The sequence below is a fragment of the Pseudomonas sp. Sample_20 genome, assembly GCF_004307585.1.
GTDB lineage: Bacteria > Pseudomonadota > Gammaproteobacteria > Pseudomonadales > Pseudomonadaceae > Aquipseudomonas > Aquipseudomonas atacamensis.
The window spans coordinates 39521-65875 of record NZ_RCOA01000089.1 but is presented as its reverse complement, the minus strand read 5'-3'; the positions used below and the strand labels follow the sequence as shown (position 1 = coordinate 65875).

Sequence of the window (26355 nt, the reverse complement as noted above, 5' to 3'; positions counted from 1 at the left end):
GCCGAAGGCTGCGATCTCTTATGGGACAACGCAAAACCGAAGTGTTCCCACAGATCAAAAGATCGCAGCCTGCGGCAGCTCCTACCCCAGTATTTCTTTGGCCTGAAGCCCGCATTCCGTTAAGATAGCCCGCTTTTTCAAGGTGGGAGTCAGGCAGCATGGCGCAGCAGTATCAACCGGGGCAACGCTGGATCAGTGACAGCGAAGCAGAGCTTGGTTTAGGCACCGTTCTGGCACAGGACGGCCGCTTGCTGACCGTGCTTTACCCGGCCACTGGCGAAACCCGCCAGTACGCGCTACGGAATGCGCCCCTGACCCGCGTGCGGTTTTCGCCGGGCGACTCCATCACCCATTTCGAAGGCTGGAAGATGACCGTCCAGCAGGTCGACGACGTCGACGGGCTGATGGTCTATCACGGCCTCAACGGGCAGAACGAAGTCGTCACCCTGCCGGAAACCCAGCTGTCGAACTTCATTCAGTTCCGTCTGGCCAGCGACCGCCTGTTCGCCGGACAGATCGACCCGCTGCCGTGGTTCTCCCTGCGCTACAACACCCTTGAACACACCAGCCGCCAGTTGCAGTCCTCGCTGTGGGGCCTGGGTGGCGTGCGTGCGCAACCGATCGCGCACCAGCTGCACATCGCCCGCGAAGTCGCCGACCGTATCGCCCCGCGCGTATTGCTGGCGGACGAAGTAGGTCTGGGTAAAACCATCGAAGCCGGTCTGGTCATCCATCGCCAACTGCTCTCGGGCCGCGCCAACCGCGTGCTGATCCTGGTCCCGGAAAACCTTCAGCATCAGTGGCTGGTGGAGATGCGCCGCCGATTCAATCTGCAGGTCGCGCTGTTCGACGAAGAACGCTTTATCGAAAGCGATGCCACCAACCCGTTCGAAGACACGCAACTGGCGCTGGTCGCGCTGGAGTGGCTGGTCGACGACGAGAAGGCACAGGACGCCTTGTTCGCTGCCGGTTGGGACCTGATGGTGGTCGACGAAGCGCACCACCTGGTCTGGCATGAAGACAAGGCCAGCGCGGAGTATTCGCTGGTCGAGCAACTGGCCGAAGTCATCCCCGGCGTGCTGCTGCTCACCGCCACCCCGGAACAACTCGGTCAGGACAGCCACTTCGCCCGTCTGCGCCTGCTCGACCCGAACCGTTTCCACGACCTGGCCGCGTTCCGCGCCGAGAGCGATAACTATCGCCCGGTCGCCGAAGCGGTGCAGGAACTGCTCGACAAGGGCCGTCTCTCCGCCGAAGCGCACAAGACCATTCACGGTTTCCTCGGCAACGAAGGCGAAGCCCTGCTCACCGCCGTCAACGATGGTGATACTGAAGCCAGCGCCCGCCTCGTGCGTGAGCTGCTCGATCGCCACGGCACCGGCCGCGTGCTGTTCCGCAACACCCGCGCCGCCGTGCAGGGTTTCCCGGAGCGCAAACTGCATCCGTATCCACTGCCGTGCCCCGACGAATACCTCGAACTGCCGCTGGGCGAACACGCCGAGCTGTACCCGGAAGTCAGCTTCCAGGCGCAGCCGGAAGCCAGTGAAGAAGAGCGCTGGTGGAAATTCGATCCGCGCGTCGAGTGGCTGATCGATCAGCTGAAAATGCTCAAGCGCACCAAAGTGCTGGTGATCTGCGCCCACGCCGAAACCGCGATGGACCTGGAAGACGCGTTGCGCGTGCGTTCCGGCATCCCGGCCACGGTGTTCCACGAAGGCATGAACATCCTCGAGCGTGACCGCGCCGCCGCCTACTTCGCCGACGAAGAATTCGGCGCGCAGGTGCTGATCTGCTCGGAGATCGGCAGTGAGGGTCGCAACTTCCAGTTCGCTCACCACCTGGTGCTGTTCGATCTGCCGTCGCACCCGGACCTGCTCGAGCAGCGCATCGGCCGTCTTGACCGGATCGGCCAGAAGCACATCATCGAACTGCACGTGCCGTACCTGGAAACCAGCCCGCAAGAGCGCCTGTTCCAGTGGTACCACGAAGCGCTCAACGCCTTCCTCAACACCTGCCCGACCGGCAACGCCTTGCAGCATCAGTTCGGCCCGCGCCTGCTGCCGCTGCTCGAAGAAGCCGATGACGGCGAGTGGCAAGCGCTGATCGACGAAGCACGCGCCGAGCGTGAACGTCTCGAAGCCGAGCTGCACACTGGCCGCGACCGTCTGCTGGAACTCAACTCCGGTGGCGCTGGCGAGGGTGAAGCGCTGGTAGAAGCGATCCTCGAGCAGGACGACCAGTTCGCCCTGCCGATCTACATGGAAACCCTGTTCGACGCCTTCGGCATCGACAGCGAAGACCATTCGGAAAACGCCCTGATCCTCAAGCCGAGCGAGAAGATGCTCGACGCCAGTTTCCCGCTGGGCGACGACGAAGGCGTGACCATCACCTACGACCGCAATCAGGCGCTGTCGCGCGAAGACATGCAGTTCATCACTTGGGAACACCCGATGGTGCAGGGCGGCATGGATCTGGTGCTGTCCGGTTCGATGGGCAACACCGCCGTCGCGCTGATCAAGAACAAGGCGTTGAAGCCGGGCACTGTGTTGCTCGAATTGCTCTACGTCAGCGAAGTGGTTGCACCGCGCTCGCTGCAACTGGGTCGCTACCTGCCACCGGCGGCGCTGCGTTGCCTGCTCGATGCCAATGGTAATGACCTGTCGCCACGGGTGTCGTTCGAAACCCTCAACGATCAGCTGGAAAGCGTGCCACGGGCCAGCGCCAACAAGTTCATCCAGGCCCAGCGCGATCAGCTGACGCCACGGATCAACGCCGGCGAAGAAAAGATCGCCCCGCGTCACGCCGAACGTGTGGCCGAAGCGCGCCGTCGTCTGGCCGCCGACACCGACGAAGAACTGGCGCGCCTGACCGCCTTGCAAGCGGTCAACCCGACCGTGCGCGACAGCGAACTGGAGGCGTTGCGCACTCAGCGTGAGCAAGGTCTGGCGATGCTCGACAAAGCGGCGCTGCGCCTGGAAGCGATTCGGGTGCTGGTAGCGGGTTAACCGCCCCGCTCCACCGCTGAAAACCAAGAGGCCCGCAGTGATGCGGGCCGATCGTTCCCACGCTCTGCGTGGGAACGATCATGTGGGAGCGAGCCTGCTCGCGAAAACGGTCAGGCAGTCGCCGCAGAAATTTCTGGCTCAACCACCGCCACCAACCCCTCCTTCATCCGCTGCGCATCGCGAACAAAACACCGCGATGCCAGAAACAGAAAGACCATCGTCAGGAACAGCGCCACCGGGATCAGGTACATCGCGTCATGCAGGCCGACAGCCTTGAACGCTTCGGTCATCTGCTCAGCCCCCGCCGCCAGCATCGCCGTATGCGCGAAGTGATCCGACAGCCCACCCACCACCACCGGCCCCAACCCGCCGCCGAGCAGATACAGACCGGCGAAGAACAACGCCATCGCCGTGGCCCGCAGGCGTGGTTCGACGACGTCCTGAATCGCCGTGTACACGCAGGTGTAGAAGTTGTAGGCGAACAGCCAGCCGACGCTGAACACCGCGACGAACACACCGATCTCGATGCGCCCGGCATGCAGCGCCCACGCCGTACACAGGGTCGAAATGATCAGACTGAACGCGGCAAACAGCAGCCGCCCACTGGCGAAACGCTGATGAATCTTGTCGGCAATCCAGCCGCCGAGGGTCAGCCCGACCAGTCCGGTGACGCCGACGATCACGCCGGTGGCCACCGCCGCCTCCTGCAACGGCATGAGGAAATAGCGCTGCAGCATCGGCACCAGAAACGAGTTGCAGGCATAGGTCGCGAAGTTGAAGCACAGCCCGGCCATCACCAGCCACAGGAAGGTCGGCACGGCAAGGACGCGGCGGATCGGTTTGTCGACTTTCTCTTGCGAGACCTGCACGGTTTCCGCTGCGCCGCGTTTCGGCTCTTTGATGAAGAACATGAACACCGCGAGGATCAGCCCCGGCACGGCGGCGATGAAGAACGGCGCACGCCAGCTGTCGAACGCCTTGACCATCGCGCCGATGGTGAAGAACGCCAGCAGCAGCCCCAGCGGCAGGCCAAGCATGAAAATACCCATCGCCCGCGCCCGACGGTGCGCCGGAAACAGATCGCCGATCAGCGAGTTGGCCGCTGGTGCGTAACTGGCTTCGCCGATGCCAATGCCCATGCGCACGATGAGGAAACTCCAGAAACTGCCGACCATGCCGTTGACCGCAGTCAGCGCACTCCAGGTGGCCAGGCCCCAGCCCATCAGTTTGCTGCGTGAACCGGTGTCGGCCATGCGCCCGAGTGGCAGGCCGGCAATCGCGTAAACGATGGTGAACGCGGTGCCGATGATGCCCAGCTGAAAGTCGCTGAGGTGCCATTCCATGCGGATCGGTTCGATGATGATCGCCGGGATGGTGCGGTCGAAGAAATTGAACAGGTTGGCGAGGAACAGCAGGAACAGAATGCGCCAGGCATTCGCCGCTTGGGTCGAGTTCTGCATGGGTCCGTCTCTTTATTGTTATGAGGGCTTCACTGCCAGCGCGTCGAGCCCGGAACCTGCAATCTAGTCAGCCGCGCGGGGGCTGTCTGTCATCATTCGTCAGCCTGATATCGACCCATCGCACTGTAACGAAACGTAAGCCCTTGATAAGTCTGGAATCCCCCGCCATACGGGGCTTTCGCGGCAAAATCCGGCGACAAAAAAATAGTTTCGCGCCCCCCTTCCCAACGCCATGGCAAAGCCTAGAATGGCGGCCGGATCCGTCCGGATCTTCCGATCAATCCCTTTGATACCCCCGCCCATGTCCGAAGCCAGTCCGTGTCTGAATTGCGGTGCCTGCTGTTCCCACTTTCGCGTGTCTTTTTTCTGGGGTGAGTGCTCATCCGCTGGCGGGACGGTGCCCGATGAACTGGTCGCGCAGATCACCCCGAGCCGGGTGGCAATGATCGGCACCGATCGCAAACCGGCGCGTTGCATGTCTCTGGCGGGTGAAGTCGGCAGCGCCGTGGCCTGCACGATCTATGACAAACGTTCGAGCACCTGCCGCGAGTTCGAGGCGTCGTGGGAGAACGGCGAGCACAATCCCGACTGCGACAAGGCCCGCGCCGCCCACGGCCTGCCGCCCTTGCCGCCACACTGGAACGACCTGCCGCTGGAGCGCATTGCCTGAGCCTTAGCGCGAATCGCTATGAGGCTAATGGCAAAATCATTACCACCAATGTGCCACTACGGCTTGCAGCCGGAAAACCGCCTCTATACTGCTTTCATTCGCCTGCGTTGATTGACGCAAGGGCCAGATGAATCCGAGACGGGGCACGCTATGGAGTGGCTTGGTTTGCATTTTGTTGCCGAGCTGCCGGCGAGCGGGCAGATTCTCCTCGATTGCAGCCACAACCCTTTGTTGGTGATGGTGGCCTATCTGGTCGCCTGCGCGGCGAGTTTCGCCACCCTGGACATGGCAGAGCGCCTGGTGCATGCCGAAGATCCGGGGTCGCGGCGAATCTGGCGCTGGATCGGCGCGACCTGCCTGGCCGGCGGCATCTGGGCCATGCACTTCATCGGCATGCTGGCCTTCCAGACCCCCATCGATATTCAGTACGACCTCGGCATCACCCTCTTGTCGTTGCTGATCGCCCTGCTCGCCTCGTGGCTGGCCATGCATACCCTCAGTGAGGTGCAGCCGAGCGCGTTGCATTGCCTGAAGACCGCATGTGTCATCGGTTTGGGCATCGCTGGCATGCATTACGTCGGCATGGCAGCGATGAAGTCGAGCGCCACCGCCTACTACCAGCCGGGGCTGTTCGCGCTGTCGGTGCTGATTGCCATCGGCGCCAGTTTCGCCGCGCTGTGGGTGGCGCGCTATTTGAGCGAAGGCAGTGGCGTGGCGCATCAATTGCTCAAGTACAGCGCGGCGCTGATTCTCGGCGCCGGCATCATCAGCATGCACTTCACCGGCATGGCTGCGCTGGATCTGGTGCTTCCCGAAGGCGCTCTGGCAGCGAGCGGCGGCGACACCGGCCATCTGCAACTGGGCCTGACCGTAGCCCTGATCATCCTGTTGATTCTCGGCAGTGCGATCAGCGCCGCCCTCGCCGACAAAAAGCTGCAGAACAAGGAAAACGACCTGCGCCGGGTCAACGCCTTGCTCAGCCAACTCGATCAGGCGCGCATGTCTTTGCAGCAAGCGGCCAATTACGACGCGCTGACCAATCTGATCAACCGCCGTGGATTCAACCAGATGTTCGCCGAAAAACTCAGCCAGAAAACCAGCGAGGGCGGCATGCTCGCGGTGATGTTTCTCGACATCGACCACTTCAAGCGCATCAACGACAGCCTCGGCCATGACGCCGGTGACGCGCTGCTCAAAGTCATCGCCCAGCACATCAAGAGCTCGGTGCGCAGCCACGAAGACGTGGTCGCGCGATTTGGCGGCGACGAGTTCTGCATCCTCATCAGCCTGCGCGACCGCGAAGAGGCGCGCGGTATGGCGCAGCGCATCATGCACAAGATGAAAGAGCCGATCGAACTGGCCGGCCGGCGCATGGTGATGACCACCAGCATCGGCATCAGCCTGTTCCCCGAAGACGGCACCACTTGCGAAGAGCTGCTCAAGCATGCCGACCTGGCCTTGTACCAATCCAAGGGCGCCGGGCGCAACGGTTTGCACTTCTTCAATTCCAGCCTGAAGACCCGCGCCAGTTTCGAGCTGCAACTGGAAGAAGAACTGCGCAGTGCGCTACGGCAAGACCACGCGCTGATGCTCTACTACCAGCCGATCTTCGAAGTGAAAACCGGACGCGTGACCAAGCTCGAGGCGCTGATTCGCTGGCAGCATCCGGTTCACGGTTTGCTCACACCGGATCGCTTCATCGGTATCGCCGAGAACAATGGTCTGATCGCCGAACTGGACAACTGGGTGCTGCGCCGCGCCTGCAAGGATCTCGGCGAGTTGTCGCGGCATGGTTGTGCCGAATTGAAAATCGCCTGGAACTGCTCGCCGCTGAATCTGGCGCGCGAAGAGCTGGCCGAGGAGATCGAGCACGCCTTGCACACGGCGGGCGTTGCCCCGGAACGCCTGGAACTGGAGGTCACCGAAAACGCCTTGATGGGCAATATCGCCGACACTCTGGTGCTGCTGCGGCAGATCCGCGCCCTCGGTGTGTCGCTGTCGATCGATGATTTCGGCACCGGCTATTCGTCGCTGGCCTACCTCAAGCGCCTGCCGCTGAACACCCTGAAAATCGACCGCTCGTTCATCCTCGACATCCCCACCGCCACGGCGGACATGGAGATCGTCCAGGCGATCATCGTCATGGCCCACACCCTGCATCTGCAGGTGGTTACCGAGGGCGTCGAGAGCCTGGAGCAATACGAGTTTCTCGAGCGTTCGGGCTGCGACTTCATTCAGGGTTATCTGCTCAGCCGCCCGGTGCCGCTGGACGAATTGCGCGCGGTGCTCGATGAAATCAACCAGCGCAAACCCGTCCTCGGGGTCAATCCGTTGAGTCTGGCGCGCGATACATTTGCACCAGCGTCGCTGGATCCTTCGCTAAAAAGCCTTGCGCCCCATGCAGGCGCATCAATTGTGCGGCCAATCCGCTGATTGGCGTCGCCGAGCCCTGCTCGCGGGAAAATTTCACCGCCGCGTCGAGATCCTTGAGCAGCGTGCGCACGTGCCACTTGATCGGTTCGAAACGGCTTTCGGCCATTTGCGGGGCAAGGATCTGCAACGGCTTGGAATCGGCAAAGCCACCGGCCAGCGCCTCGGCGATCAGACTGGCATCGACCCCCGCCTGCTCGGCCAATGCCACCACTTCGGCAATCACCAGCGCATTACACGCGACGATCATCTGGTTGCAGGCCTTGGTCACCTGGCCGGCGCCAATGCCGCCCATGTGCGTGACGCGCTGACCGAGGCTGAGCAGCACCGGGCGCACGCGCTCAAGATCTGCCGCTGCACCACCGACCATGATCGCCAGACTGCCGGCCTCGGCGCCGGCCACACCGCCGGACACCGGGGAGTCAAGCCAGCCCATGCCGCGTTTCTCGGCCAGCGCTGCGGCCATCTCGCGAGTCGCGGTCGGTTCAAGACTGGAGAAATCCACCAATAGCTGGCCTTTTTTCGCCCCTTCGGCGATGCCGCCAGTGCCAAACACCACTTCACGCACCACGGCGGTATCGGCCAGACACAGCATGACGATGTCGGCGTGTGCGCACAGGTCAGCCGGGCTCGATACCTGTCGGGCGCCGGCCGCAACCAGCGGTGCACACTTGTCCGGGTTGCGGTTCCACACTGTCAGCGGGTAACCCGCCGCCAGCAGACGCCGGCACATGGGCAGGCCCATCAGGCCGATTCCGGCAAACCCCAACGAAGGTAGCGTTGACATCATTTCGCCTCTTTTCGATTAAAGATCACCGAATCATGGCCGATTCATCAACGATCAGGAAAGGATTCCGCCCGGCGATCAGACCAGCCAGCACTACGACGCCCGGGCCGTATTCGCGCGCACAAGACGCGAGATCTTATTCCGTGAGGTTCGCCGGCACTGTTCGGCGGGCCAACCCAGTCCAGGTAAATGGCGCACCATGACCTCTAAAAACAACCCCGCCAGTGCAACAGCCGATCTGACCCTGAGCCCCGCCGCGAACAGCGCGTCATTATCCAGACCGACGCCGCCCGCGCGCCCGCTGTCGACCCAGCAATACCTGTACTTCACCGAAACCAACACCGACCGCATCCTCGATAACCTCGACGGCCTGCGCGATTCGGTGTTCCCGCGCCCGGCGCATCAGGAAGGCGACAACGAGCAGCACAACGACCAGGAATTCCCCTCGGTGTGCCTGATCGGCCTCGGTCGCTGCGGCTCCAACATCGCCCTCGACGTGGCGGAGCTGGTGTACAACGCGCGCAAGTTCTACCTCAACGAATTCAACAACGAAGACCGCCCGAGCGACCGGCGCCTGGCGGACAAGGGCTACAGCCCGGCGCAGTGGATCAAGAACAATCTGCGCATCGGCACCAGCAAATCGACCAAACCGGTGTTTCTGGTCGAACCGCTGGTGATGCTGGGCGACCTCGACAAGGACATCGCCGGGCGCATCCGTTTCTCGCGCAAGGGCGAGAAAAGCGGCTTCCTGCGCGACTACAGCAAAATGAAGATCATGGACTTGTCCGAAGTCCACGCCGGTGGCGCCGGTAACGCGCCGATCCTCGGCCAGTACCTGGCGAAGATCATCCTCAACAAGGACACCCAGCGCTTCTCCAGCCCCGACTGGAAAATGATCCACTCGTACCTGATCGACAGCTGCGGGATCAAGGCCAACCAGTCGCGCCTGTATTTCTCGATCTTCAGTGCCGGCGGCGGTACCGGTTCGGGCATGGCCTCGGAGTTCGGTCTGGCCCAGCAGCACTCGTACATGAACAAGACCTTCGACACCAAGCCGATGGACGAGCATGACGGCAAGAGCGGCCATTCGTTTGTGTTCGAGCCGATCTTCACCAGCGGCATATGCGTGCTGCCGAACATTTCCGACCACCGCAGCGAAATGTCCGAGGCGCTGCACATCAACGCCGGGCGCCTGCTGTGCAAATACCTGTCGGAGGAATGGGATTTCTCCTACAACTTCGCCAATGAAGACAGCAGCGAAGCCAGCGTGATGGGACGTATCCGCCCGTGGAACGCGATGATGCTGATCTCCAACGACATCATGCGTTACGCCGAAGAAAGCGATGATGGCAACATCCAGAACATTGATGTCAATGCCATGGAGAAGCACGCCAACCAGTACATCTCGCAGCAGATCTTCAATATTCTGACGGCGCAGGCAGTCACCACTGACTACGACCAGAACTACTTCCGCCGCGCCGGCATCGACATCGGCGAAACCATCCGCCTGGATGCCAACGACCTGTTCATGAGTCTGGCCGGCCCGGTGGCGATTGCCTACGCCGAATCGGTAGTGCCGGAAACCCCGCCGCCGAGCAGCGACAAGTTCAAGGTCTTCGATAAAGAGCCGCAGCGCCTGAACATCGACGACCTGTTCTTCCGTTCGATCGACCTGCCGCACTTCAACAAGGTCACTCAGGCCATCGAAGGCATCAGCCTGCTGCCGATCGAATCCAAGCGTTATCGCGCTTCGCTTGAGCAGTACAAGAATTCCGGCTACGACGCCGCCGCGCTGCACGACCTGCACTTCTTCAAGAATTGCTCGTCGGTGGTGTCGATCGTGTCGCTGCCAAAAGACTACAAACTGTCGTACATGGATCTGAACCGGTTGAAGACCCACCTCAACAGCCTGTTCCCCAACACCACCCTCAAGCGCTATGCGCTGGTAATCGGCGCTTCGGCCAACCTGTCGCTGACCACCCTGATCGCCAAGAGCCCATGCCTGTCGGACGATTTTCTGACCTTGATCGTGGCGTTCATCAAGCGCTGCTTCGCGAAGAATCCGTACCGTTTCGACGAGACGCTGGATAACTCGATTCTCGACTTCATCATTCAGGAAGACTTCGACGAGGAGCGGATCGACGACCTGCTCAACGAATTCGAGAACCCGGCGAAGATCCTCGATACCAACTGGTACGCGATCAAACCGATGTACGAGAAGAAATACCGTGAGTTGATCAACGACAAGGACAAGTTCGTCTCGATCAATGACATTCGCCTGTCACGTGATTGCGTGAAGAAGTCGATCAAGTACCTGCGCGAGATCTACCGCCACCGGATTGGCAAGACCAAGGTGATTTCGCTGAATAATCATACCGGGAAGACTTACTCGGTCTGATCTGGCACCGAGTCGCCCCATTCGCGAGCAGGCTCGCTCCCACAGGAAAGTGCATTCCGGTGTGGGAGCGAGCCTGCTCGCGAAGGCGCCCTCAACCTCACCGACAAATTCAGCTTACGAACATCCAGAAACAATTAAGCGGCCCTCAGGCCGCTCTAGAAACTGTTCCCGTTACGTTTACGTCACCGTGAGGCGTGGCATTTCTCCACGGCAAGGTGCTATCACGCTACTCCGCTACACACTTGCGGTGCGGCAATCGAGGCACCAAAAGGGTGCAGGCAATTAAACGGCCGCCCTTTCCTGGATCAGAATCCACGGCGAAACCACCACGGCCCACAGCTGCGGATCACGTTCGAAAATATCCAGCGCCCGCGTTTCAGACAGCTTGGCGACCTTGTCGTCGGCCAGCCAGGCCGCGACTTTCTCGCCTTCATCCGAGGCCACGGCCTCGGCGGCGGCGATCAAATCGAGGTCAGGGTCGACCCACAATAGGGCACCCTTGGCGAAGAACGGCTCCAGCTCTTTCCAGGTAATAGATGCCGTTTCACCAAGCAGCTTGGCATAGAGGGTGCTAGGTTCTTGATTCATGGGAGCTGTCCGGAAAAGAAATCGACGCGAATGATAACGTCGGTGGTCCGTCAGAAAAACCCGGTTGCAAATCGCTGCACCGAACGAAAAGAGCAGGAACGCCAGGGAATGCTGCCTTTTGGGATATATGCCCCCGATTGCCCCGCCGCAATTCTGTCTCTTTCATTCAAAAATGCGACACCCCCAAGTTTTGCCCCGTGGCGCCCGCTTCCCAGTTGATCAAGCGGCGCTCTACACTGTACCGGTACAGTTGCCGGGGCATTTTCCGGAGGGTATCGCAAAGATATCTGACCCGGTTCTGCTGCTACGGCGCCAGAACTCTAAAAAATACAACAGTAAGAGTGGAGCACTATGACTAAGGCTACTAAGCAGATTTCCAAACTGTTTGCCACTATGGTTCTGGCCGGGGTTGCCAGCCATTCGTTCGCAGCTGACACCATCAAAATCGGTATCGCCGGTCCTAAAACCGGTCCAGTAGCCCAGTACGGCGACATGCAGTTCAGTGGCGCGAAAATGGCCATCGAGCAGATCAACGCCAAGGGCGGCGTCGACGGCAAGAAACTCGAAGCCGTTGAATACGACGATGCCTGCGATCCGAAACAAGCGGTAGCGGTAGCGAACAAGGTCGTCAACGACGGCGTCAAGTTCGTGGTCGGTCACCTGTGCTCCAGCTCCACCCAGCCAGCTTCGGACATCTACGAAGACGAAGGCGTGATCATGATCACCCCGGCTGCCACCAGCCCGGACATCACCGCCCGTGGCTACAAAATGATCTTCCGTACCATCGGTCTCGACAGCGCCCAAGGCCCTGCCGCCGGCAACTACATCGCCGATCACGTGAAACCGAAAGTCGTTGGCGTATTGCACGACAAACAGCAGTACGGTGAAGGCATTGCCACCGCGGTGAAATCGACCCTCGAGAAGAAAGGCACCAAGGTTGCCGTCTTCGAAGGCGTCAACGCCGGCGACAAAGACTTCTCCGCCATCATCGCCAAGCTCAAGCAAGCCGGCGTCGACTTCGTCTACTACGGCGGCTACCACCCGGAGCTGGGTCTGATCCTGCGTCAGGCTCAGGAAAAAGGCCTGAAAGCCCGCTTCATGGGTCCGGAAGGCGTGGGTAACGACTCGATCACCCAGATCGCCAAGGACGCGTCCGAAGGCCTGCTGGTGACCCTGCCGAAATCCTTCGACCAGGATCCGGCCAACGTTGCCCTGGCTGACGCGTTCAAGGCCAAGAAGGAAGATCCGAGCGGTCCGTTCGTGTTCCCGTCCTACTCGGCAGTGACCGTGATTGCCGAAGGCATCAAGGCGGCCAAGTCCGAAGACGCGACCAAAGTGGCTGAAGCGATCCACGCCGGTTCGTTCAAGACCCCGACCGGCGACCTGAGCTTCGACGACAAAGGCGACCTGAAGGACTTCAAATTTGTCGTGTACGAGTGGCACAACGGCAAACCTAAAACCGAAGTTTCGCCTCAGTAAGGCCTTGCCCGACTGACTGCCAATAAAGCCCACGGCGTGCCGTGGGCTTTGTTTTGCGAATGTATGGGCCGCGCTGGCGTGATCCGCCAGTCTGCCCACCTGAAAATCTCAAAACCGTCATCAGCGGTTCGCTGGCAAAACCCGGATTCGAAGTGGATAGAGATCCACGGGGCCGGGCGGGAAAATGACTCCACCAGTGAAATGCGTACAGGTTTTTAGGAGCGCTGTAATGCCTGACCTCTATCACTTCTTCCAACAGCTGGTTAACGGCCTCAACGTTGGCAGCATGTATGCCCTGATCGCCATCGGCTACACGATGGTCTACGGCATCATTGGAATGATCAACTTCGCCCACGGCGAGGTGTACATGATCGGTTCCTACGTGGCCTTCATCGCCATCGCCGGGCTGACCATGATGGGACTCGACAGTGTCCCGCTGTTGATGACTGCGGCGTTCATCGCCAGCATCGTCGTCACCAGTTCCTACGGTTACAGCATCGAACGGATCGCCTACCGTCCCCTGCGCGGCAGCAACCGTCTGATCCCGCTGATTTCTGCCATCGGTATGTCGATCTTCCTGCAGAACACCGTTCTGCTGGCGCAAGACTCCAAGGACAAAGCTATCCCCAACCTGATCCCGGGCAACTTCGCCTTCGGTCCGGGTGGCGCACAAGAAGTGCTGATTTCCTACATGCAGATCGTGGTGTTCGTGGTGACCCTGATCGCCATGCTCGGCCTGACCCTGTTCATCTCCCGTTCCCGCTTGGGCCGCGCCTGCCGCGCCTGTGCCGAGGACATCAAGATGGCCAACCTGCTCGGCATCAACACCAACAACATCATCGCCCTGACCTTCGTCATCGGTGCTGCGCTGGCGGCGGTCGCTGCGGTGCTGCTGAGCATGCAATACGGCGTGATCAACCCCAACGCCGGTTTCCTCGTCGGCCTCAAGGCCTTCACCGCTGCGGTACTGGGCGGCATCGGCAGCATCCCCGGGGCCATGCTCGGCGGCTTGGTGCTCGGTGTAGCGGAAGCGTTCGGTGCCGATATCTTCGGCGACCAGTACAAGGACGTCGTTGCGTTCGGCCTGCTGGTTCTGGTGCTGTTGTTCCGTCCGACCGGCATTCTGGGCCGTCCGGAGGTTGAGAAAGTATGACTAGGAATCTTAAACAGGCACTGTTCAGTGCCTTGCTGGTGTGGGCGGTGGCCTACCCGGTACTGGGTCTGAAACTGACCATCGTCGGCATCAATCTGGAAGTGCACAACACCAGCCCTGCGGTACTCGCGACCATCGCGATCTGCTCGGTGCTGATGTTCCTGCGCGTGCTGTTCAACCAGCAGATCAGCAAGGCCTGGCGCTCCTCGCCGGGCATGCCGTTGATCCCGGCCAAGGCCAGCAACTTCCTGACCCTGCCAACCACCCAGCGCTATTTCATCATTGCGCTGATTCTGGTCGCCCTGGTCTGGCCGTTCTTCGGCTCCCGTGGCGCGGTGGATATCGCAACGCTGATCCTGATCTACGTGATGCTCGGCCTGGGCCTGAACATCGTGGTCGGTCTGGCCGGTCTGCTTGACCTGGGTTACGTCGGTTTCTACGCCGTCGGCGCCTACAGCTACGCGCTGCTGTCGCATTACTACGGCTTGAGCTTCTGGATCTGCCTGCCGATTGCCGGCCTGATGGCGGCGACGTTCGGCTTCCTGCTGGGCTTCCCGGTGTTGCGTCTGCGCGGCGACTATCTGGCGATCGTGACCTTGGGTTTCGGCGAGATCATCCGTCTGTTCCTGCGTAACCTGACCGACATCACCGGTGGCCCGAACGGCATCAGCAACATCGAAAAACCGACGTTCTTCGGCCTGACCTTCGAGCGCAAAGCCGCCGAAGGCCTGCAGACGTTCCACGAGTATTTCGGCCTGCAATACAACTCGATCAACAAGGTGATCTTCCTTTACCTGGTTGCGCTGTTGCTCGCACTGGCTGCGCTGTTCGTGATCAACCGTCTGCTGCGCATGCCCATCGGCCGTGCGTGGGAAGCGCTGCGTGAAGACGAAATCGCCTGCCGCGCGTTGGGCCTGAACCCGACCGTGATCAAGCTCTCCGCGTTCACCCTGGGTGCTGCGTTCGCCGGTTTCGCCGGCAGCTTCTTCGCTGCGCGTCAGGGTCTGGTGACGCCCGAGTCGTTCACCTTCATCGAGTCGGCGATCATCCTCGCCATCGTCGTGTTGGGCGGCATGGGCTCGCAACTAGGCGTGATTCTGGCGGCGATCGTGATGATCCTGTTGCCGGAAATGATGCGTGAGTTCAGCGAGTACCGCATGTTGATGTTCGGTGCGCTGATGGTGCTGATGATGATCTGGCGTCCACAAGGTCTGCTGCCGATGCAACGCCCACACATGGAGTTGCGCAAATGAGCCGCGAGATCCTTAAAGTCGAAAATCTGAGCATGCGCTTCGGCGGCTTGCTCGCGGTCAACGGCGTGGCGCTGACCGTCAAGGAAAAGCAGGTGGTTGCCCTGATCGGCCCGAACGGCGCCGGCAAGACCACCGTGTTCAACTGCCTGACCGGTTTCTATCAGCCTACCGGCGGCAGCATCCTGCTCGACGGCGAGCCGATCCAGGGCCTGCCGGGCCACAAGATCGCCCTCAAAGGCGTGGTGCGGACCTTCCAGAACGTGCGTTTGTTCAAGGACATGACTGCGGTCGAGAACCTGTTGATCGCCCAGCACCGTCACTTGAACACCAACTTCCTGTCCGGCCTGTTCAAGACCCCGGCGTTCCGCAAAAGCGAGCGCGAGGCCATGGAATTTGCCGAGTACTGGCTGGAAAAGGTCAACCTCAAAGAGTTCGCCAACCGCACCGCCGGCACCCTCGCCTACGGCCAGCAACGGCGTCTGGAAATCGCCCGCTGCATGATGACCCGTCCGCGGATTCTCATGCTCGACGAACCGGCCGCCGGCCTGAACCCGAAGGAAACCGAAGACCTCAAGGCGCTGATCGGTGTGTTGCGCGAAGAGCACAACGTCACCGTGCTGCTGATCGAACATGACATGAAACTGGTCATGAGCATTTCCGACCACATCGTCGTGATCAACCAGGGCACGCCCCTGGCCGACGGCACGCCGGAACAGATCCGCGACAATCCTGAAGTGATCAAAGCCTACCTGGGGGAAGCGTAAATGCTGCAGTTCGAAAACGTTTCCACCTTCTATGGCAAGATCCAGGCCCTGCACAGCGTCAACGTCGAGGTCCGTCAGGGCGAAATCGTGACGCTGATCGGCGCCAACGGTGCCGGCAAATCCACGCTGCTGATGACGCTGTGCGGTTCGCCGCAGGCCCACAGCGGCAGCATCCGCTACATGGGTGAGGAACTGGTCGGCCAGGACTCGTCGCAGATCATGCGCAAGAGCATCGCCGTGGTCCCGGAAGGGCGTCGGGTGTTTGCCCGTCTGACCGTTGAAGAAAACCTGTCGATGGGCGGATTTTTCACCGACAAGGGCGACTATCAGGAACAGATGGACAAGGTTCTCGGACTTTTCCCACGCTTGAAAGAGCGCTTCAACCAGCGCGGCGGCACCATGTCCGGCGGCGAACAGCAAATGCTCGCCATCGGCCGCGCGCTGATGAGCAAGCCCAAGCTGCTGCTGCTCGACGAGCCATCGCTGGGCCTGGCGCCGATCATCATCCAGCAGATCTTCGACATCATCGAACAGCTGCGCAAGGACGGTGTGACGGTGTTCCTGGTCGAGCAGAACGCCAACCAGGCGCTGAAAATCGCCGACCGCGCCTACGTTCTGGAGAACGGCCGCGTGGTCATGCAAGGCACCGGTGAAGCGCTGCTGACCGACCCGAAAGTACGCGAGGCGTACCTCGGCGGTTGAGTGTTATCGCTGAACAACAAAACGGCCTTCGGGCCGTTTTTTATTTCCTGAGCACCACCAAGGTAACCCTGTGGGAGCGAGCCTGCTCGCGAAAGCGCTCTGTCATTCAACATTATGGGTGCCTGACACACCGCCTTCGCGAGCAGGCTCGCTCCCACAGGAATACCGCTGAATCCGAAATTTTTTTATAAATTTCTCGCCCCGCCTGTAACGCATCCCCCCACCCGTTCTCTAGAGGGACAAGCAAGCGCAAACCGCTTGCAGAAACCCTGATAAAAACTGGAGAAACATCATGACTGCGACTACCCGTACCCTGTCCGCTACCGCCCTGGTTCTGGCCCTCGGTTCCGCTCTGAGCATCGCCACTGTCTCCACCGCCCAGGCCGCCGATGCCAACATGGAAAAATGCTTCGGCGTGGCCATGAAGGGCAAGAACGATTGCGCCGCAGGTGCCGGGACTACCTGCGCCGGCACGGCGAAAATGGACTATCAGGCCAACGCCTGGAAGCTCGTTCCGAAAGGCACCTGCGCCACCACCGAAAGCAAAACCTCGCCGACCGGTTTCGGTCAGCTCGAAGCCTTCAAAGCCAAGTCCTGATCCACGGCCTGCCTGAGTGACGCCCATGTTCAGTCATCACGAACCGTCCCTGCCGCGCACTCAGGCAGCTCGCACCGAGCTCCCTGCCCGCGCCGGGCTGGGGCTCAAGACCGGGCACTTCCTCGAAGTGCTCGGCTCCGTACCGGACCTCGGTTTCTTCGAAGTCCACGCCGAAAACTACATGGTGGCCGGCGGCCCTTTTCATCATTTTCTCGGTCTGATTCGCGAACAGTACCCGCTGTCATTGCACGGCGTGGGCCTGTCGATCGGTGGCGAAGGCGCGCTGGACAGCCAGCACCTCAAACGCCTCGCCGAGCTGATCGAGCGCTATCAACCGCAAGCCTTTTCCGAACATCTGGCGTGGTCGAGCCACGGCCCGGTGTTCCTCAATGACCTGCTGCCACTGGCTTACGACACGCCGACGCTGAACCGCGTCTGTGCGCACATTGACCAGGTGCAGAACACTCTGAAACGACCGATGCTGCTGGAGAACCCGGCGACCTATCTGGGATTTGAGCACTCGACGATCGACGAAGCCGAGTTCATCGGCGAAGTGATCCGCCGCAGCGGCTGCGGCTTGTTGCTCGACGTCAATAATGTCTACGTGTCGTGCATCAATCATAAGCGCGATCCTTTGGCCTACCTTGATGCGTTACCGCTGCACGCAGTCGGCGAGATTCATCTGGCCGGCTTCGCTGAAGATTGCGACAACCTCGGCGATCGCTTGCTGATCGACGATCACGGCGCGCCGGTTGATCAGGCCGTTTGGGATCTGTACCGGCAAGTGCTGCGCCGTATCGGCCCGGTGGCGACGTTGATCGAACGGGATAATCAGGTGCCGGCCTTCGCTGTTTTGCTCGCCGAAGCGCAGCAAGCCGAGACGCTGTTGCGCCAAGCGGAGCGTGCGGCATGAGCACGCAAGCGGACTTCGCAGCCGCCCTGCTCAATGCGCAACTGCCGTATCCCAAGGGCCTGTGCAGCCGCAACGGCGCCGATCCGTCGCGACGTTTCGCGGTGTATCGCAACAACGTGCAGAGCTCGCTGATCAATGCCCTGGCCGACAGTTATCCGGTGGTGCTGCAATTGGTCGGCGAGGAGTTCTTCCGCGCCATGGCAGCGATTTTCGTCCAGAGTCAGCCGCCACACAGTCCGTTGATGAGCCGCTATGGCGAGGACTTCGCCGACTTCATCGCACAATTCGAACCCATTGCCGGCGTGCCTTATGTCGCTGATGTCGCGCGACTCGAGCATTTGCGTACTGTCGCCTACCACGCCGCCGATGCGCAGCCGATCCGGCCTGACCAAGTCAGTGCCGCACTGGCCGATCCGCAGTCGCTGAGTGGACTGTGTTTCGAACTGCATCCCTCGCTGCACCTGCTCGACTCAGCCTACGCCGTTGTCGCGATCTGGGCCGCGCACCAGCAGGAGCAAAGTCTGGCGGGCATTGGCCTCAATCAAGGCCAGCACGCTCTGGTGCTGCGCAATGGCCTCGACGTTGAGGTGTTTGCTCTTGAACCGGGTGCGAGCGTGTTCATTGGTCATCTGATCCAGGGCTCGCCACTGCTCGCGGCGGCAGAAAACAGCCCGCCGTTCGATCTCGCCCAAACCCTCGCCTTACTGATTGCGCATAACGCGATTACCCGTCTGAATTACAAGGAGTTGCCATGAACGCCTTTATCCTGCGCGTCATCGCGCTGTTGGAAAAAATCCCGCACAGCCTGATTGCCTTCATCGCGCGCTTTTCCATCGCTGCGGTGTTCTGGAAATCCGGGCAAACCAAGGTCGAAGGACTGGCCGTGGATTTGATTGACGGCACCTTTGAACTGGGCTGGCCACGCTTGGCCGATTCGACGATTCCGCTGTTTCAGAGCGAGTACGACCTGCCGCTGTTGTCGCCGGAAATTGCCGCGCATCTGGCGGCGTTTGCCGAGCATGTGTTTCCGCTACTGATCCTGCTCGGCCTGGCGACGCGGTTTTCGGCGCTGGCTCTTCTCGGCATGACCCTGACCATTCAACTATTTGTCTACCCGGATGCCTACTCGACCCACGGCACCTGGGCGGCGGTGTTGCTGTACCTCATGGCGACCGGGCCGGGCAAATTGTCGATCGATCAGCTGATTGCCCGCCGTTTCGCAAAATAAGATCCCCCCTGTGGGAGCGAGCCTGCTCGCGAAAGCGGTGTGTCATTCAACATCGGTATCGACTGAACTGACGCATTCGCGAGCAGGCTCGCTCCCACAGGGAAATCACATCAGCGCTGGAGTCGATCCAGCGCCTCGCCACTGCGCTTGAACCAGCCCATCAAATAATTCGCCAACACCTGCGTGCGCTTGGGCAATCCACCCTGATACGGGTGCACCAGATACATCGGCATGCGTCGGGTCTGGTAATCGCGCAGCAGCCAGCGCAAGCGGCCGTCCGCCAGTTCCGCTTGCAGCAGATACGACGGCAAACGCGCGATGCCGGCGCCAGACAGCGCTGCTTTCTTCAACAGGCTGTAGTGATTGCTGGCAAACGGACCCGAAACCCGCACCCGCAACAACTCGTGCTGCTGGTGATACAGCCATTCTTCGCGGCCGCTGTAATGGCTGTTGAGCAGGCAACGATGCTCAGCCAGTGAATGCGGCGTCGCCGGCTCGCCGAAGCGCTCGAGGTAGGCCGGGCTGGCGCAGGTCATTTCGTGCCACGCCAACAGCGGCTTGGCCACCAGCCGATCGTCATTGGCCACTTCGGCACGAATCGCCAGATCAAAGCTATCGCGGGCCAGATCGCGATAGCTGTTGTTCAGCTCCAACTCGATCTGCACCTCGGGGTATTGCCCGGAAAACTCCAGCAACAAGCCATCGAAGAAGGTCTCGCCGAGCGAAACTGGAACCGTCATGCGCACGGGACCGGCCATGTCGTCCTTCAAACGCGCCAACGCCTGCCGCGCGCGTTCGACCTGAACCACCAACGCCTGCGCCTGCGGCAGCAGCGCCGCCCCTGCCGCCGTCAGGCTCAAGCGCCGGGTCGTGCGTTGCAGCAGCACCACACTGAATTGTGCTTCGAGCTGGCTGATGCGCTTGGAGAGTTGGCCCTTGCTGCAGCCCAACTGCTGCGCGGCCAGGGTAAAACTGCCGGCTTCGATCAGCACGGCAAACGCGGCAAGGTCATCCATTTCGCTCATGGATTGTTTCCATTTGAAAACCAAAGGTTGCCTATTAGTGCGCTTATCCGCAGAAAAAACCACTCTAGACTGAAACCTCATTCACACATGAGGTACAGCTCGATGAAAATTCTGTTGATAGGCGCAGGCGGCACCATCGGTTCGGCGGTGGACAAAGAGTTGTCGCAACGCCACGAGGTCATTCGTATCGGTCGCAACAGCGGTGACTTGCAGGTGGATATCAGCGACAGCGCGTCGATCCGCAAGCTGTTCGAACAGACCGGCAAGTTCGATGCCTTAATCTGCGCGGCGGGCAACGTGACGTTTGCAGCGCTGGACGAGATGACTGGGGACAGCTTCGCCCTCGGCCTGAAAGACAAGTTGATGGGCCAGGTCAATCTGCTGCTGATCGGCCGCGAGTTCGCCAATGACGGCGCCTCGTTCACCTTCACCACCGGCGTGCTCAGCCACGACCCGATTCGCAGCGGCGCTTCGGCAGCGCTGGTCAACGGCGCCCTCGACAGCTTCGTCCGCGCCGCCGCCATCGAACTGCCGCGTGGCCTGCGGGTAAACTCGGTGAGCCCGACCGTGCTGACCGAAGCCCTGGGCAAGTACGCGCCCTACTTCCGTGGCTTCAAGCCGGTTGCTGCAGCGGAAGTGGCATTGGCCTACGCGAAAAGTGTCGAAGGCCTGCAAACCGGTCAGACCTTTCACGTGGGTTAAGGCCCTTGTGATGAACGGTCAGGCTGCGTAACGTGGCAGCACTTGTCTGGAGAGCCAAAGATGCGTGTTGCCCGTTCGTTCGTCCTCGTTGCCCTGCTGCCGATGTTTGCCGCCTGCCAGTTGTTCGACGGCCAGCGTGAAAGTGTGTCCCATGCCGGGCAGACGCGGATGCAGGGGCAACTGACCGCAGCCGACGGCAAACTGGTGTTCCAGCCGTGCCAGGAGCAGCGGCAACTGGTGGTCAACGACATCGGCGGCACCAGCGTCCTGCAAGAAGCCGCCACCCTCGCCGACGAGCAGGGCAAGCTGTTTGCCGATGTGCGCGGCAAGGTTTCCGGCGATCGTCTCGACCTCGGCCAGTTGTATCGCGTCGAGCGCACGGGCGCGGCCTGCGACGATCCGAATTTCAAACTGCTGATCCTGCGCGCCGCCGGCCATGGCCCGGAGTGGAATGTGAAGGTCAGCGGCAAAGGCATGGTCATCGAGCGCGACGGTCAGCCACCACTGGCCGTGCCGTATGTGGAAGAGCAACTGGGCGACGGCCGCTTCAATCTCAGCAGCGAAGCCAACAACCAGCGCATCGAATTGTGGGTCGCGCCACAGCGCTGCGTCGACAGCAGCACCGGCAGCGTGCAGCACATGAGCGCCGAGTTGCGTATCGACGGTCAGGTCCAGCGCGGCTGCGGCTATTTCGGCGGCGCACGCAACGACTGATCGTTTTTCCCCCACGGATCCGCTCGCGGCGGCTTATAATCGCCGCCTTCAAACGCCCTGGCGCAGTTGTGCGCCCCGCGAATCCGGATCCCCGCCATGTTACGAATCACTGAACTCAAGCTGCCAATCGACCATCCCGAAGAAGACCTGCGCACCGCCATCGTGCAACGCCTGGGCATCGCCAGTGATGATCTGCTCGATTTCACCTTGTTCAAGCGCAGCTATGACGCGCGCAAAAAGTCCTCCGAACTGTGCTTCATCTACACCATCGACCTCAACGTACGCGACGAGGCCAGAGTGTTGGGCAAGTTCGCCGACGACCGTAACGTCAACGTGGCGCCGGATGTCAGCTACAAATTCGTCGGCCAGGCACCGAGCGATCTCGGCCAACGGCCGATCGTCGTCGGTTTCGGCCCGTGCGGCATCTTCGCCGGCCTGCTGCTGGCGCAGATGGGCTTCAAACCGATCATTCTCGAACGCGGCACCGAAGTCCGTCAGCGCACCAAGGACACTTGGGGCCTGTGGCGCAAAAGCGTGCTCAATCCCGAGTCCAACGTACAGTTTGGCGAAGGCGGCGCGGGCACGTTCTCCGACGGCAAGCTGTACAGCCAGATCAAGGACCCGAAATTCCTCGGCCGCAAAGTCCTGCACGAGTTCGTCAAGGCCGGCGCGCCGGAAGAAATCCTCTACGTCAGCAAGCCGCACATCGGTACGTTCCGCCTGACCGGTATGGTCGAAAACATGCGCGAGCAGATCCGCGAACTGGGCGGTGAAGTGCGCTTCCAGGAGCGCGTCAGCGACGTGCTGATCGAAGACGGCCAACTGGTCGGCGTGCAACTGGCCAGCGGCGAAACCCTGCATTCGAAGCATGTGGTTCTGGCCCTCGGCCACAGCGCCCGCGACACCTTCCGCATGCTCCACAGCCGTGGCGTGTTCATGGAAGCCAAGCCGTTCTCGGTGGGTTTCCGCATCGAACATCCGCAATCGCTGATTGACCGCGCGCGCCTGGGCAAATACGCCGGCCACCCGAAACTCGGTGCTGCCGATTACAAGCTGGTGCACCACGCCAAGAACGGGCGTTCGGTCTACAGCTTCTGCATGTGCCCGGGCGGCACTGTGGTCGCGGCGACGTCGGAACCGAATCGCGTGGTCACCAATGGCATGAGCCAGTACTCGCGTAACGAGCGTAATGCCAACTCCGGCATCGTCGTCGGCATCACCCCGGAAGTCGATTATCCGGGCGGCCCGCTCGCCGGTATCGAGTTGCAGGAGCGCCTGGAATCCCACGCGTTCATTCTGGGCGGCAGCGACTACAAGGCCCCGGCGCAACTGGTTGGCGACTTTATCAACGACATTCCATCGACCGAGCTGGGCGAAGTCGAGCCGTCGTACAAGCCGGGCGTGGCGCTGGGCGATCTGGCCTTGGCGCTGCCCGACTTTGCCATTGAGGCGATCCGTGAAGCCTTGCCGGCGTTCGAGAAGCAGATTCGCGGTTATTCCCTGCACGACGCCGTGCTGACCGGAATCGAGACCCGCACTTCATCGCCGCTGCGCATCACCCGCAACGAGTCGCTGCAGAGCATGAACGTCAAAGGCCTGTTCCCGGCCGGAGAAGGCGCGGGCTATGCCGGCGGGATTCTCTCGGCGGGTGTCGACGGGATTCGCATTGCCGAGGCAGTGGCTCGCGATATCCTCGGCCTGGAAGCCTGATCCGCATAAGCTGACACAACACAAACCCTGTGGGAGCGAGCTTGCTCGCGAAAGCGGCCTGTCAATCAACGAAGATGTTGAATGTGACTCCGCATTCGCGAGCAAGCTCGCTCCCACAGTGGTTTCTGCGTTCAGCTTTAGATATTCGCGCGCAGCACCGAGGTCGGCAGCGCCTCCCCGCGCTCGGCACTCGCCGCCACTGCTGCAATCAACTCACCCAGTTCGTAACCCTGCGCTTTCAACCATTCCTGGTCGTAATAAGTGTCGGCATAACGCTCGCCGCCATCGCACAGGATCGCCACGATCGACCCCGACTGCCCCGCCGCTTTCATCTGCTGCGCCGCCATCAGCGCACCGATCAGATTGGTCCCGCTCGATCCACCGACATGCCGCCCCAAACGCTGCGCCAGATAATGCATGGCCGCCAGGGACAGGGCGTCCGGCACCTTGACCATCGCATCGATCACCTTGGGCAGGAACGACGCTTCCACCCGAGGCCGGCCAATGCCTTCTATGCGCGAGCCGCAGTCCAGGCGCAGGCTGGCATCTCCGGTCTGGTAAAAATCGAAGAACACCGAACGCTCGGCATCGGCACACAACACGCGGGTGCAGTGCTGGCGATAGCGCACGTAGCGGCCGAGGGTCGCGGTGGTGCCGCCGGTGCCGGGGCTGGAAATCAGCCAGGTCGGTTCAGGGTGTTTTTCGTAGCGCATCTGCTGGAAGATCGACTCGGCGATGTTGTTGTTCGCTCGCCAGTCGGTGGCGCGTTCAGCGTAAGTGAACTGATCGATGAAGTGACCGCCATGCTCGCGGGCCAGGCGCTCGGATTCGGCGTAGATCTGCGTCGGATCCTGCACCAGATGGCTCTGGCCACCGTAGAAGGCAATCTGGGCAATCTTCTCTTTCGAAGTGGTCGCCGGCATCACCGCGATAAACGGCAAACCGAGCATGCGCGCGAAATACGCTTCGGAAATCGCCGTCGAGCCGCTGGATGCCTCGATCACCGGCGCGCCGGGCTTCAGCCAGCCGTTGCACAGCGCGTAGAGGAACAGCGAACGGGCCAGGCGATGCTTGAGACTGCCGGTCGGGTGGCTGGATTCGTCCTTGAAATACAACTCGATGCCGGCAAAACCGGGCAGCGGCAAAGGGATCAGGTGGGTGTCGGCGCTGCGCTGGAAGTCCGCCTCGATGATGCGGATGGCTTCGCGGGCCCACTGTCGGTTGTCGCTCATGGTTTCGGTTCTCGCTGAATCAGCCAGAAGATCGGTCTTCTGAAAAAGGTCTGCTGCAAGCTTAGAAAAAATCCCGCAGGCGGCAAAGATACAGCTGAGTCTCAATGTGTCAGGCAACTGCTAGGCTCAGTGCTGCCCGTACCAGACAGCCTGTAACGACATATAACAAAAAAGAATATAACTTTTGTTTTAACAACTAACGGTACGGGTTAGGGTGTTTCACCTTTTTCTTGATTCGATGGAGAGCGACCTTGCCTCTGCGTAGCACTTTCACGCGTTTCTTTCAGTTGGAAGCCGCCAGCGGTCTGCTATTGATCGCCGCAGCCGTTCTCGCGCTGATCATCAACAACTCACCCCTGTCGTGGCTGTACACCGGCCTGCTCGACACTCCTGTGGTGGCGCAGATCGGTGCGTTGAAAATCGCCAAACCCCTGCTGCTGTGGATCAACGACGGCCTGATGGCGATGTTCTTCCTGCTGATCGGTCTGGAAGTGAAACGCGAAGTGCTCGACGGCCAATTGTCCAAGCCTTCGCAAATCGTCCTGCCCGGCGCAGCGGCGATCGGCGGCATGCTGGTGCCGGCGCTGATCTACTGGTTCCTCAACCGCGACAACCCCGCCGCCCTGAGTGGCTGGGCCATTCCGACCGCCACCGACATCGCCTTCGCCCTCGGCGTACTGGCGCTGCTCGGCAAACGCGTGCCGGTGTCGCTGAAACTGTTCCTGATGACCCTGGCGATCATCGATGACCTCGGCGCCATCGTCATCATCGCAATCTTCTATTCCGGCGAACTCTCGACCCTGTCCCTTGGCCTGGCGGCTGCGTGCATTGCCGCGCTGGTGGCGATGAACCGGCTCGGCGTGGTCAAGCTCGGCCCGTACATGATCATCGGCCTGATCCTCTGGGTCTGCGTACTCAAGAGCGGTGTCCACGCGACACTGGCCGGCGTGACCCTGGCTTTCTGCATTCCCCTGCGCACGAAAAACGCCGAGTCGTCGCCGCTGCTGACCCTCGAACACGCGCTGCACCCCTGGGTCGCCTACGGCATCCTGCCGCTGTTCGCCTTCGCCAACGCTGGCCTGTCGCTGAGCGGCGTCACCGTCGAAAGCTTCACCCACGACGTACCGATGGGCATCGCCATCGGCCTGCTGCTGGGCAAGACCATCGGCGTGTTCGGCCTGACCTGGCTGGCGGTCAAGATCGGCATCGCCGCCCTGCCCCAAGGCGCCAACTGGGGCCAGGTCCTCGGCGTCGCGATCCTCTGCGGCATAGGCTTCACCATGAGCCTGTTCGTCGGCTCGCTGGCCTTCGAACCGGGCGTGAGTGATTACGCCGGCATGGATCGCATGGGCATCCTCACCGGCTCGATCCTCGCGGCGGTGATTGGTTATGCGGTGACGGCGGCGGCGAGTCGCAAGAATTCACAACTGCAATAACCCCTGTGGCGAGGGAGCTTGCCCCTCGCCACAGATTCCTAGCCTTACAGTTACGCAGCGAACAATCCCCACGTCATTAGCGACCCGTCCTACAGCCACACTTTCCCC

The 26355-nt window shown here is 61.0% G+C and carries 22 protein-coding genes; 17 read left to right on the top strand and 5 right to left on the bottom strand.

The features are described from left to right. Window positions 1-158: 158 nt before the first annotated feature. Complete coding sequence (gene rapA, locus D8U70_RS18955; protein ID WP_041478023.1) at window positions 159-3005, top strand: RNA polymerase-associated protein RapA; 2847 nt, start codon at window positions 159-161, stop codon at window positions 3003-3005. Between the two features lie 110 nt (window positions 3006-3115). Here rapA and D8U70_RS18950 read toward each other — a convergent pair whose 3' ends face one another. Beyond that, on the bottom strand, window positions 3116-4465 hold the full coding sequence (locus D8U70_RS18950; RefSeq protein WP_073475856.1) for an MFS transporter: 1350 nt from the start codon (window positions 4463-4465) through the stop codon (window positions 3116-3118). Between the two features lie 301 nt (window positions 4466-4766). On the opposite strand from D8U70_RS18950, the gene D8U70_RS18945 reads away from it, so the two are divergent. Together D8U70_RS18945 and D8U70_RS18940 are read left to right on the top strand one after the other, a co-directional pair. Continuing rightward, window positions 4767-5135, top strand: a complete 369-nt coding sequence (locus D8U70_RS18945; protein ID WP_125925258.1) for a YkgJ family cysteine cluster protein — start codon at window positions 4767-4769, stop codon at window positions 5133-5135. 150 nt (window positions 5136-5285) lie between these two features. Beyond that, on the top strand, window positions 5286-7568 hold the full coding sequence (locus D8U70_RS18940; RefSeq protein WP_130929503.1) for an EAL domain-containing protein: 2283 nt from the start codon (window positions 5286-5288) through the stop codon (window positions 7566-7568). Here D8U70_RS18940 and D8U70_RS18935 read toward each other — a convergent pair. Continuing rightward, window positions 7459-8355 (bottom strand): NAD(P)-dependent oxidoreductase, encoded by an 897-nt coding sequence (locus D8U70_RS18935; protein WP_177433982.1) that lies wholly within the window; start codon window positions 8353-8355, stop codon window positions 7459-7461. The genes D8U70_RS18940 and D8U70_RS18935 overlap by 110 nt on opposite strands. A gap of 196 nt (window positions 8356-8551) precedes the next feature. Here D8U70_RS18935 and D8U70_RS18930 point away from each other — a divergent pair, with 196 nt between their 5' ends. Continuing rightward, complete coding sequence (locus tag D8U70_RS18930; protein ID WP_110645957.1) at window positions 8552-10750, top strand: hypothetical protein; 2199 nt, start codon at window positions 8552-8554, stop codon at window positions 10748-10750. 282 nt (window positions 10751-11032) lie between these two features. Here D8U70_RS18930 and D8U70_RS18925 read toward each other — a convergent pair whose 3' ends face one another. Next, window positions 11033-11338: a DUF2288 domain-containing protein gene (locus D8U70_RS18925; protein ID WP_016771353.1), complete on the bottom strand. Its 306-nt coding sequence runs from the start codon at window positions 11336-11338 to the stop codon at window positions 11033-11035. A 351-nt stretch (window positions 11339-11689) separates the two neighbouring features. On the opposite strand from D8U70_RS18925, the gene D8U70_RS18920 reads away from it, so the two are divergent. The 9 genes from D8U70_RS18920 (at window position 11690) to D8U70_RS18875 (ending at window position 19428) form a co-directional block, all read left to right on the top strand. Continuing rightward, window positions 11690-12817: a branched-chain amino acid ABC transporter substrate-binding protein gene (locus D8U70_RS18920; RefSeq protein ID WP_130929502.1), complete on the top strand. Its 1128-nt coding sequence runs from the start codon at window positions 11690-11692 to the stop codon at window positions 12815-12817. Between the two features lie 229 nt (window positions 12818-13046). Further along, window positions 13047-13970, top strand: coding sequence for a high-affinity branched-chain amino acid ABC transporter permease LivH (gene livH, locus D8U70_RS18915; RefSeq protein WP_016771355.1), 924 nt, complete (start codon window positions 13047-13049; stop codon window positions 13968-13970). Further along, a complete protein-coding gene (locus tag D8U70_RS18910; RefSeq protein ID WP_110645955.1) occupies window positions 13967-15223 on the top strand; it encodes a high-affinity branched-chain amino acid ABC transporter permease LivM in 1257 nt (418 codons plus the stop codon). Before livH ends, D8U70_RS18910 begins: the two co-directional genes overlap by 4 nt. Continuing rightward, window positions 15220-15987 (top strand): high-affinity branched-chain amino acid ABC transporter ATP-binding protein LivG, encoded by a 768-nt coding sequence (livG, locus tag D8U70_RS18905; RefSeq protein ID WP_016771357.1) that lies wholly within the window; start codon window positions 15220-15222, stop codon window positions 15985-15987. The genes D8U70_RS18910 and livG overlap by 4 nt, the downstream gene beginning before the upstream one ends. Then, the gene (locus tag D8U70_RS18900; protein ID WP_003222380.1) at window positions 15988-16689 is read left to right on the top strand and encodes an ABC transporter ATP-binding protein; all 702 of its coding nucleotides are present in this window, start codon (window positions 15988-15990) and stop codon (window positions 16687-16689) included. A 292-nt stretch (window positions 16690-16981) separates the two neighbouring features. Then, a complete protein-coding gene (locus D8U70_RS18890) occupies window positions 16982-17287 on the top strand; it encodes a DUF2282 domain-containing protein (RefSeq protein WP_016771358.1) in 306 nt (101 codons plus the stop codon). A gap of 25 nt (window positions 17288-17312) precedes the next feature. Further along, window positions 17313-18200 carry a DUF692 domain-containing protein gene (locus tag D8U70_RS18885; protein WP_130929500.1) on the top strand — a complete coding sequence of 296 codons (888 nt, stop codon included), beginning with the start codon at window positions 17313-17315 and terminating at the stop codon, window positions 18198-18200. Beyond that, a complete protein-coding gene (locus tag D8U70_RS18880) occupies window positions 18197-18955 on the top strand; it encodes a DNA-binding domain-containing protein (protein WP_130929499.1) in 759 nt (252 codons plus the stop codon). Before D8U70_RS18885 ends, D8U70_RS18880 begins: the two co-directional genes overlap by 4 nt. After that, window positions 18952-19428: a DoxX family protein gene (locus tag D8U70_RS18875; RefSeq protein ID WP_130929498.1), complete on the top strand. Its 477-nt coding sequence runs from the start codon at window positions 18952-18954 to the stop codon at window positions 19426-19428. The genes D8U70_RS18880 and D8U70_RS18875 overlap by 4 nt, the downstream gene beginning before the upstream one ends. A gap of 110 nt (window positions 19429-19538) precedes the next feature. Here D8U70_RS18875 and D8U70_RS18870 read toward each other — a convergent pair whose 3' ends face one another. Further along, on the bottom strand, window positions 19539-20453 hold the full coding sequence (locus tag D8U70_RS18870; protein WP_130929497.1) for a LysR family transcriptional regulator: 915 nt from the start codon (window positions 20451-20453) through the stop codon (window positions 19539-19541). Between the two features lie 102 nt (window positions 20454-20555). On the opposite strand from D8U70_RS18870, the gene D8U70_RS18865 reads away from it, so the two are divergent. The 3 genes from D8U70_RS18865 (at window position 20556) to D8U70_RS18855 (ending at window position 23579) form a co-directional block, all read left to right on the top strand. Further along, the gene (locus D8U70_RS18865; RefSeq protein WP_110600024.1) at window positions 20556-21155 is read left to right on the top strand and encodes a short chain dehydrogenase; all 600 of its coding nucleotides are present in this window, start codon (window positions 20556-20558) and stop codon (window positions 21153-21155) included. A gap of 60 nt (window positions 21156-21215) precedes the next feature. Next, window positions 21216-21869, top strand: a complete 654-nt coding sequence (locus D8U70_RS18860; protein ID WP_130929496.1) for a hypothetical protein — start codon at window positions 21216-21218, stop codon at window positions 21867-21869. A 96-nt stretch (window positions 21870-21965) separates the two neighbouring features. Further along, window positions 21966-23579 (top strand): NAD(P)/FAD-dependent oxidoreductase, encoded by a 1614-nt coding sequence (locus tag D8U70_RS18855; protein ID WP_122747590.1) that lies wholly within the window; start codon window positions 21966-21968, stop codon window positions 23577-23579. Window positions 23580-23716: 137 nt separating this feature from the next. Here D8U70_RS18855 and D8U70_RS18845 read toward each other — a convergent pair whose 3' ends face one another. Next, window positions 23717-24811, bottom strand: coding sequence for a PLP-dependent cysteine synthase family protein (locus D8U70_RS18845; protein ID WP_073475880.1), 1095 nt, complete (start codon window positions 24809-24811; stop codon window positions 23717-23719). A 251-nt stretch (window positions 24812-25062) separates the two neighbouring features. Between D8U70_RS18845 and nhaA the strand changes: the two genes are divergently transcribed. After that, on the top strand, window positions 25063-26247 hold the full coding sequence (gene nhaA / locus D8U70_RS18840) for a Na+/H+ antiporter NhaA (protein ID WP_041478038.1): 1185 nt from the start codon (window positions 25063-25065) through the stop codon (window positions 26245-26247). Window positions 26248-26355 lie beyond the last annotated feature (108 nt).

Bases quoted from the DNA above. Each gene is read 5' to 3' on its own strand.
- D8U70_RS18860 (WP_130929496.1), top strand. From the start codon at position 21,216: ATGCGTGTTGCCCGTTCGTTCGTCCTCGTTGCCCTGCTGCCGATGTTT.
- D8U70_RS18845 (WP_073475880.1), bottom strand. From the start codon at position 24,811: ATGAGCGACAACCGACAGTGGGCCCGCGAAGCCATCCGCATCATCGAG.
- D8U70_RS18875 (WP_130929498.1), top strand. From the start codon at position 18,952: ATGAACGCCTTTATCCTGCGCGTCATCGCGCTGTTGGAAAAAATCCCG.
- D8U70_RS18940 (WP_130929503.1), top strand. From the start codon at position 5,286: ATGGAGTGGCTTGGTTTGCATTTTGTTGCCGAGCTGCCGGCGAGCGGG.
- D8U70_RS18935 (WP_177433982.1), bottom strand. From the start codon at position 8,355: ATGATGTCAACGCTACCTTCGTTGGGGTTTGCCGGAATCGGCCTGATG.
- D8U70_RS18930 (WP_110645957.1), top strand. From the start codon at position 8,552: ATGACCTCTAAAAACAACCCCGCCAGTGCAACAGCCGATCTGACCCTG.
- D8U70_RS18945 (WP_125925258.1), top strand. From the start codon at position 4,767: ATGTCCGAAGCCAGTCCGTGTCTGAATTGCGGTGCCTGCTGTTCCCAC.
- livH (WP_016771355.1), top strand. From the start codon at position 13,047: ATGCCTGACCTCTATCACTTCTTCCAACAGCTGGTTAACGGCCTCAAC.
- livG (WP_016771357.1), top strand. From the start codon at position 15,220: ATGAGCCGCGAGATCCTTAAAGTCGAAAATCTGAGCATGCGCTTCGGC.
- D8U70_RS18885 (WP_130929500.1), top strand. From the start codon at position 17,313: ATGTTCAGTCATCACGAACCGTCCCTGCCGCGCACTCAGGCAGCTCGC.
- D8U70_RS18880 (WP_130929499.1), top strand. From the start codon at position 18,197: ATGAGCACGCAAGCGGACTTCGCAGCCGCCCTGCTCAATGCGCAACTG.
- D8U70_RS18865 (WP_110600024.1), top strand. From the start codon at position 20,556: ATGAAAATTCTGTTGATAGGCGCAGGCGGCACCATCGGTTCGGCGGTG.
- D8U70_RS18890 (WP_016771358.1), top strand. From the start codon at position 16,982: ATGACTGCGACTACCCGTACCCTGTCCGCTACCGCCCTGGTTCTGGCC.
- D8U70_RS18910 (WP_110645955.1), top strand. From the start codon at position 13,967: ATGACTAGGAATCTTAAACAGGCACTGTTCAGTGCCTTGCTGGTGTGG.
- D8U70_RS18925 (WP_016771353.1), bottom strand. From the start codon at position 11,338: ATGAATCAAGAACCTAGCACCCTCTATGCCAAGCTGCTTGGTGAAACG.
- D8U70_RS18920 (WP_130929502.1), top strand. From the start codon at position 11,690: ATGACTAAGGCTACTAAGCAGATTTCCAAACTGTTTGCCACTATGGTT.
- rapA (WP_041478023.1), top strand. From the start codon at position 159: ATGGCGCAGCAGTATCAACCGGGGCAACGCTGGATCAGTGACAGCGAA.
- D8U70_RS18870 (WP_130929497.1), bottom strand. From the start codon at position 20,453: ATGAGCGAAATGGATGACCTTGCCGCGTTTGCCGTGCTGATCGAAGCC.
- D8U70_RS18900 (WP_003222380.1), top strand. From the start codon at position 15,988: ATGCTGCAGTTCGAAAACGTTTCCACCTTCTATGGCAAGATCCAGGCC.
- D8U70_RS18855 (WP_122747590.1), top strand. From the start codon at position 21,966: ATGTTACGAATCACTGAACTCAAGCTGCCAATCGACCATCCCGAAGAA.
- D8U70_RS18950 (WP_073475856.1), bottom strand. From the start codon at position 4,465: ATGCAGAACTCGACCCAAGCGGCGAATGCCTGGCGCATTCTGTTCCTG.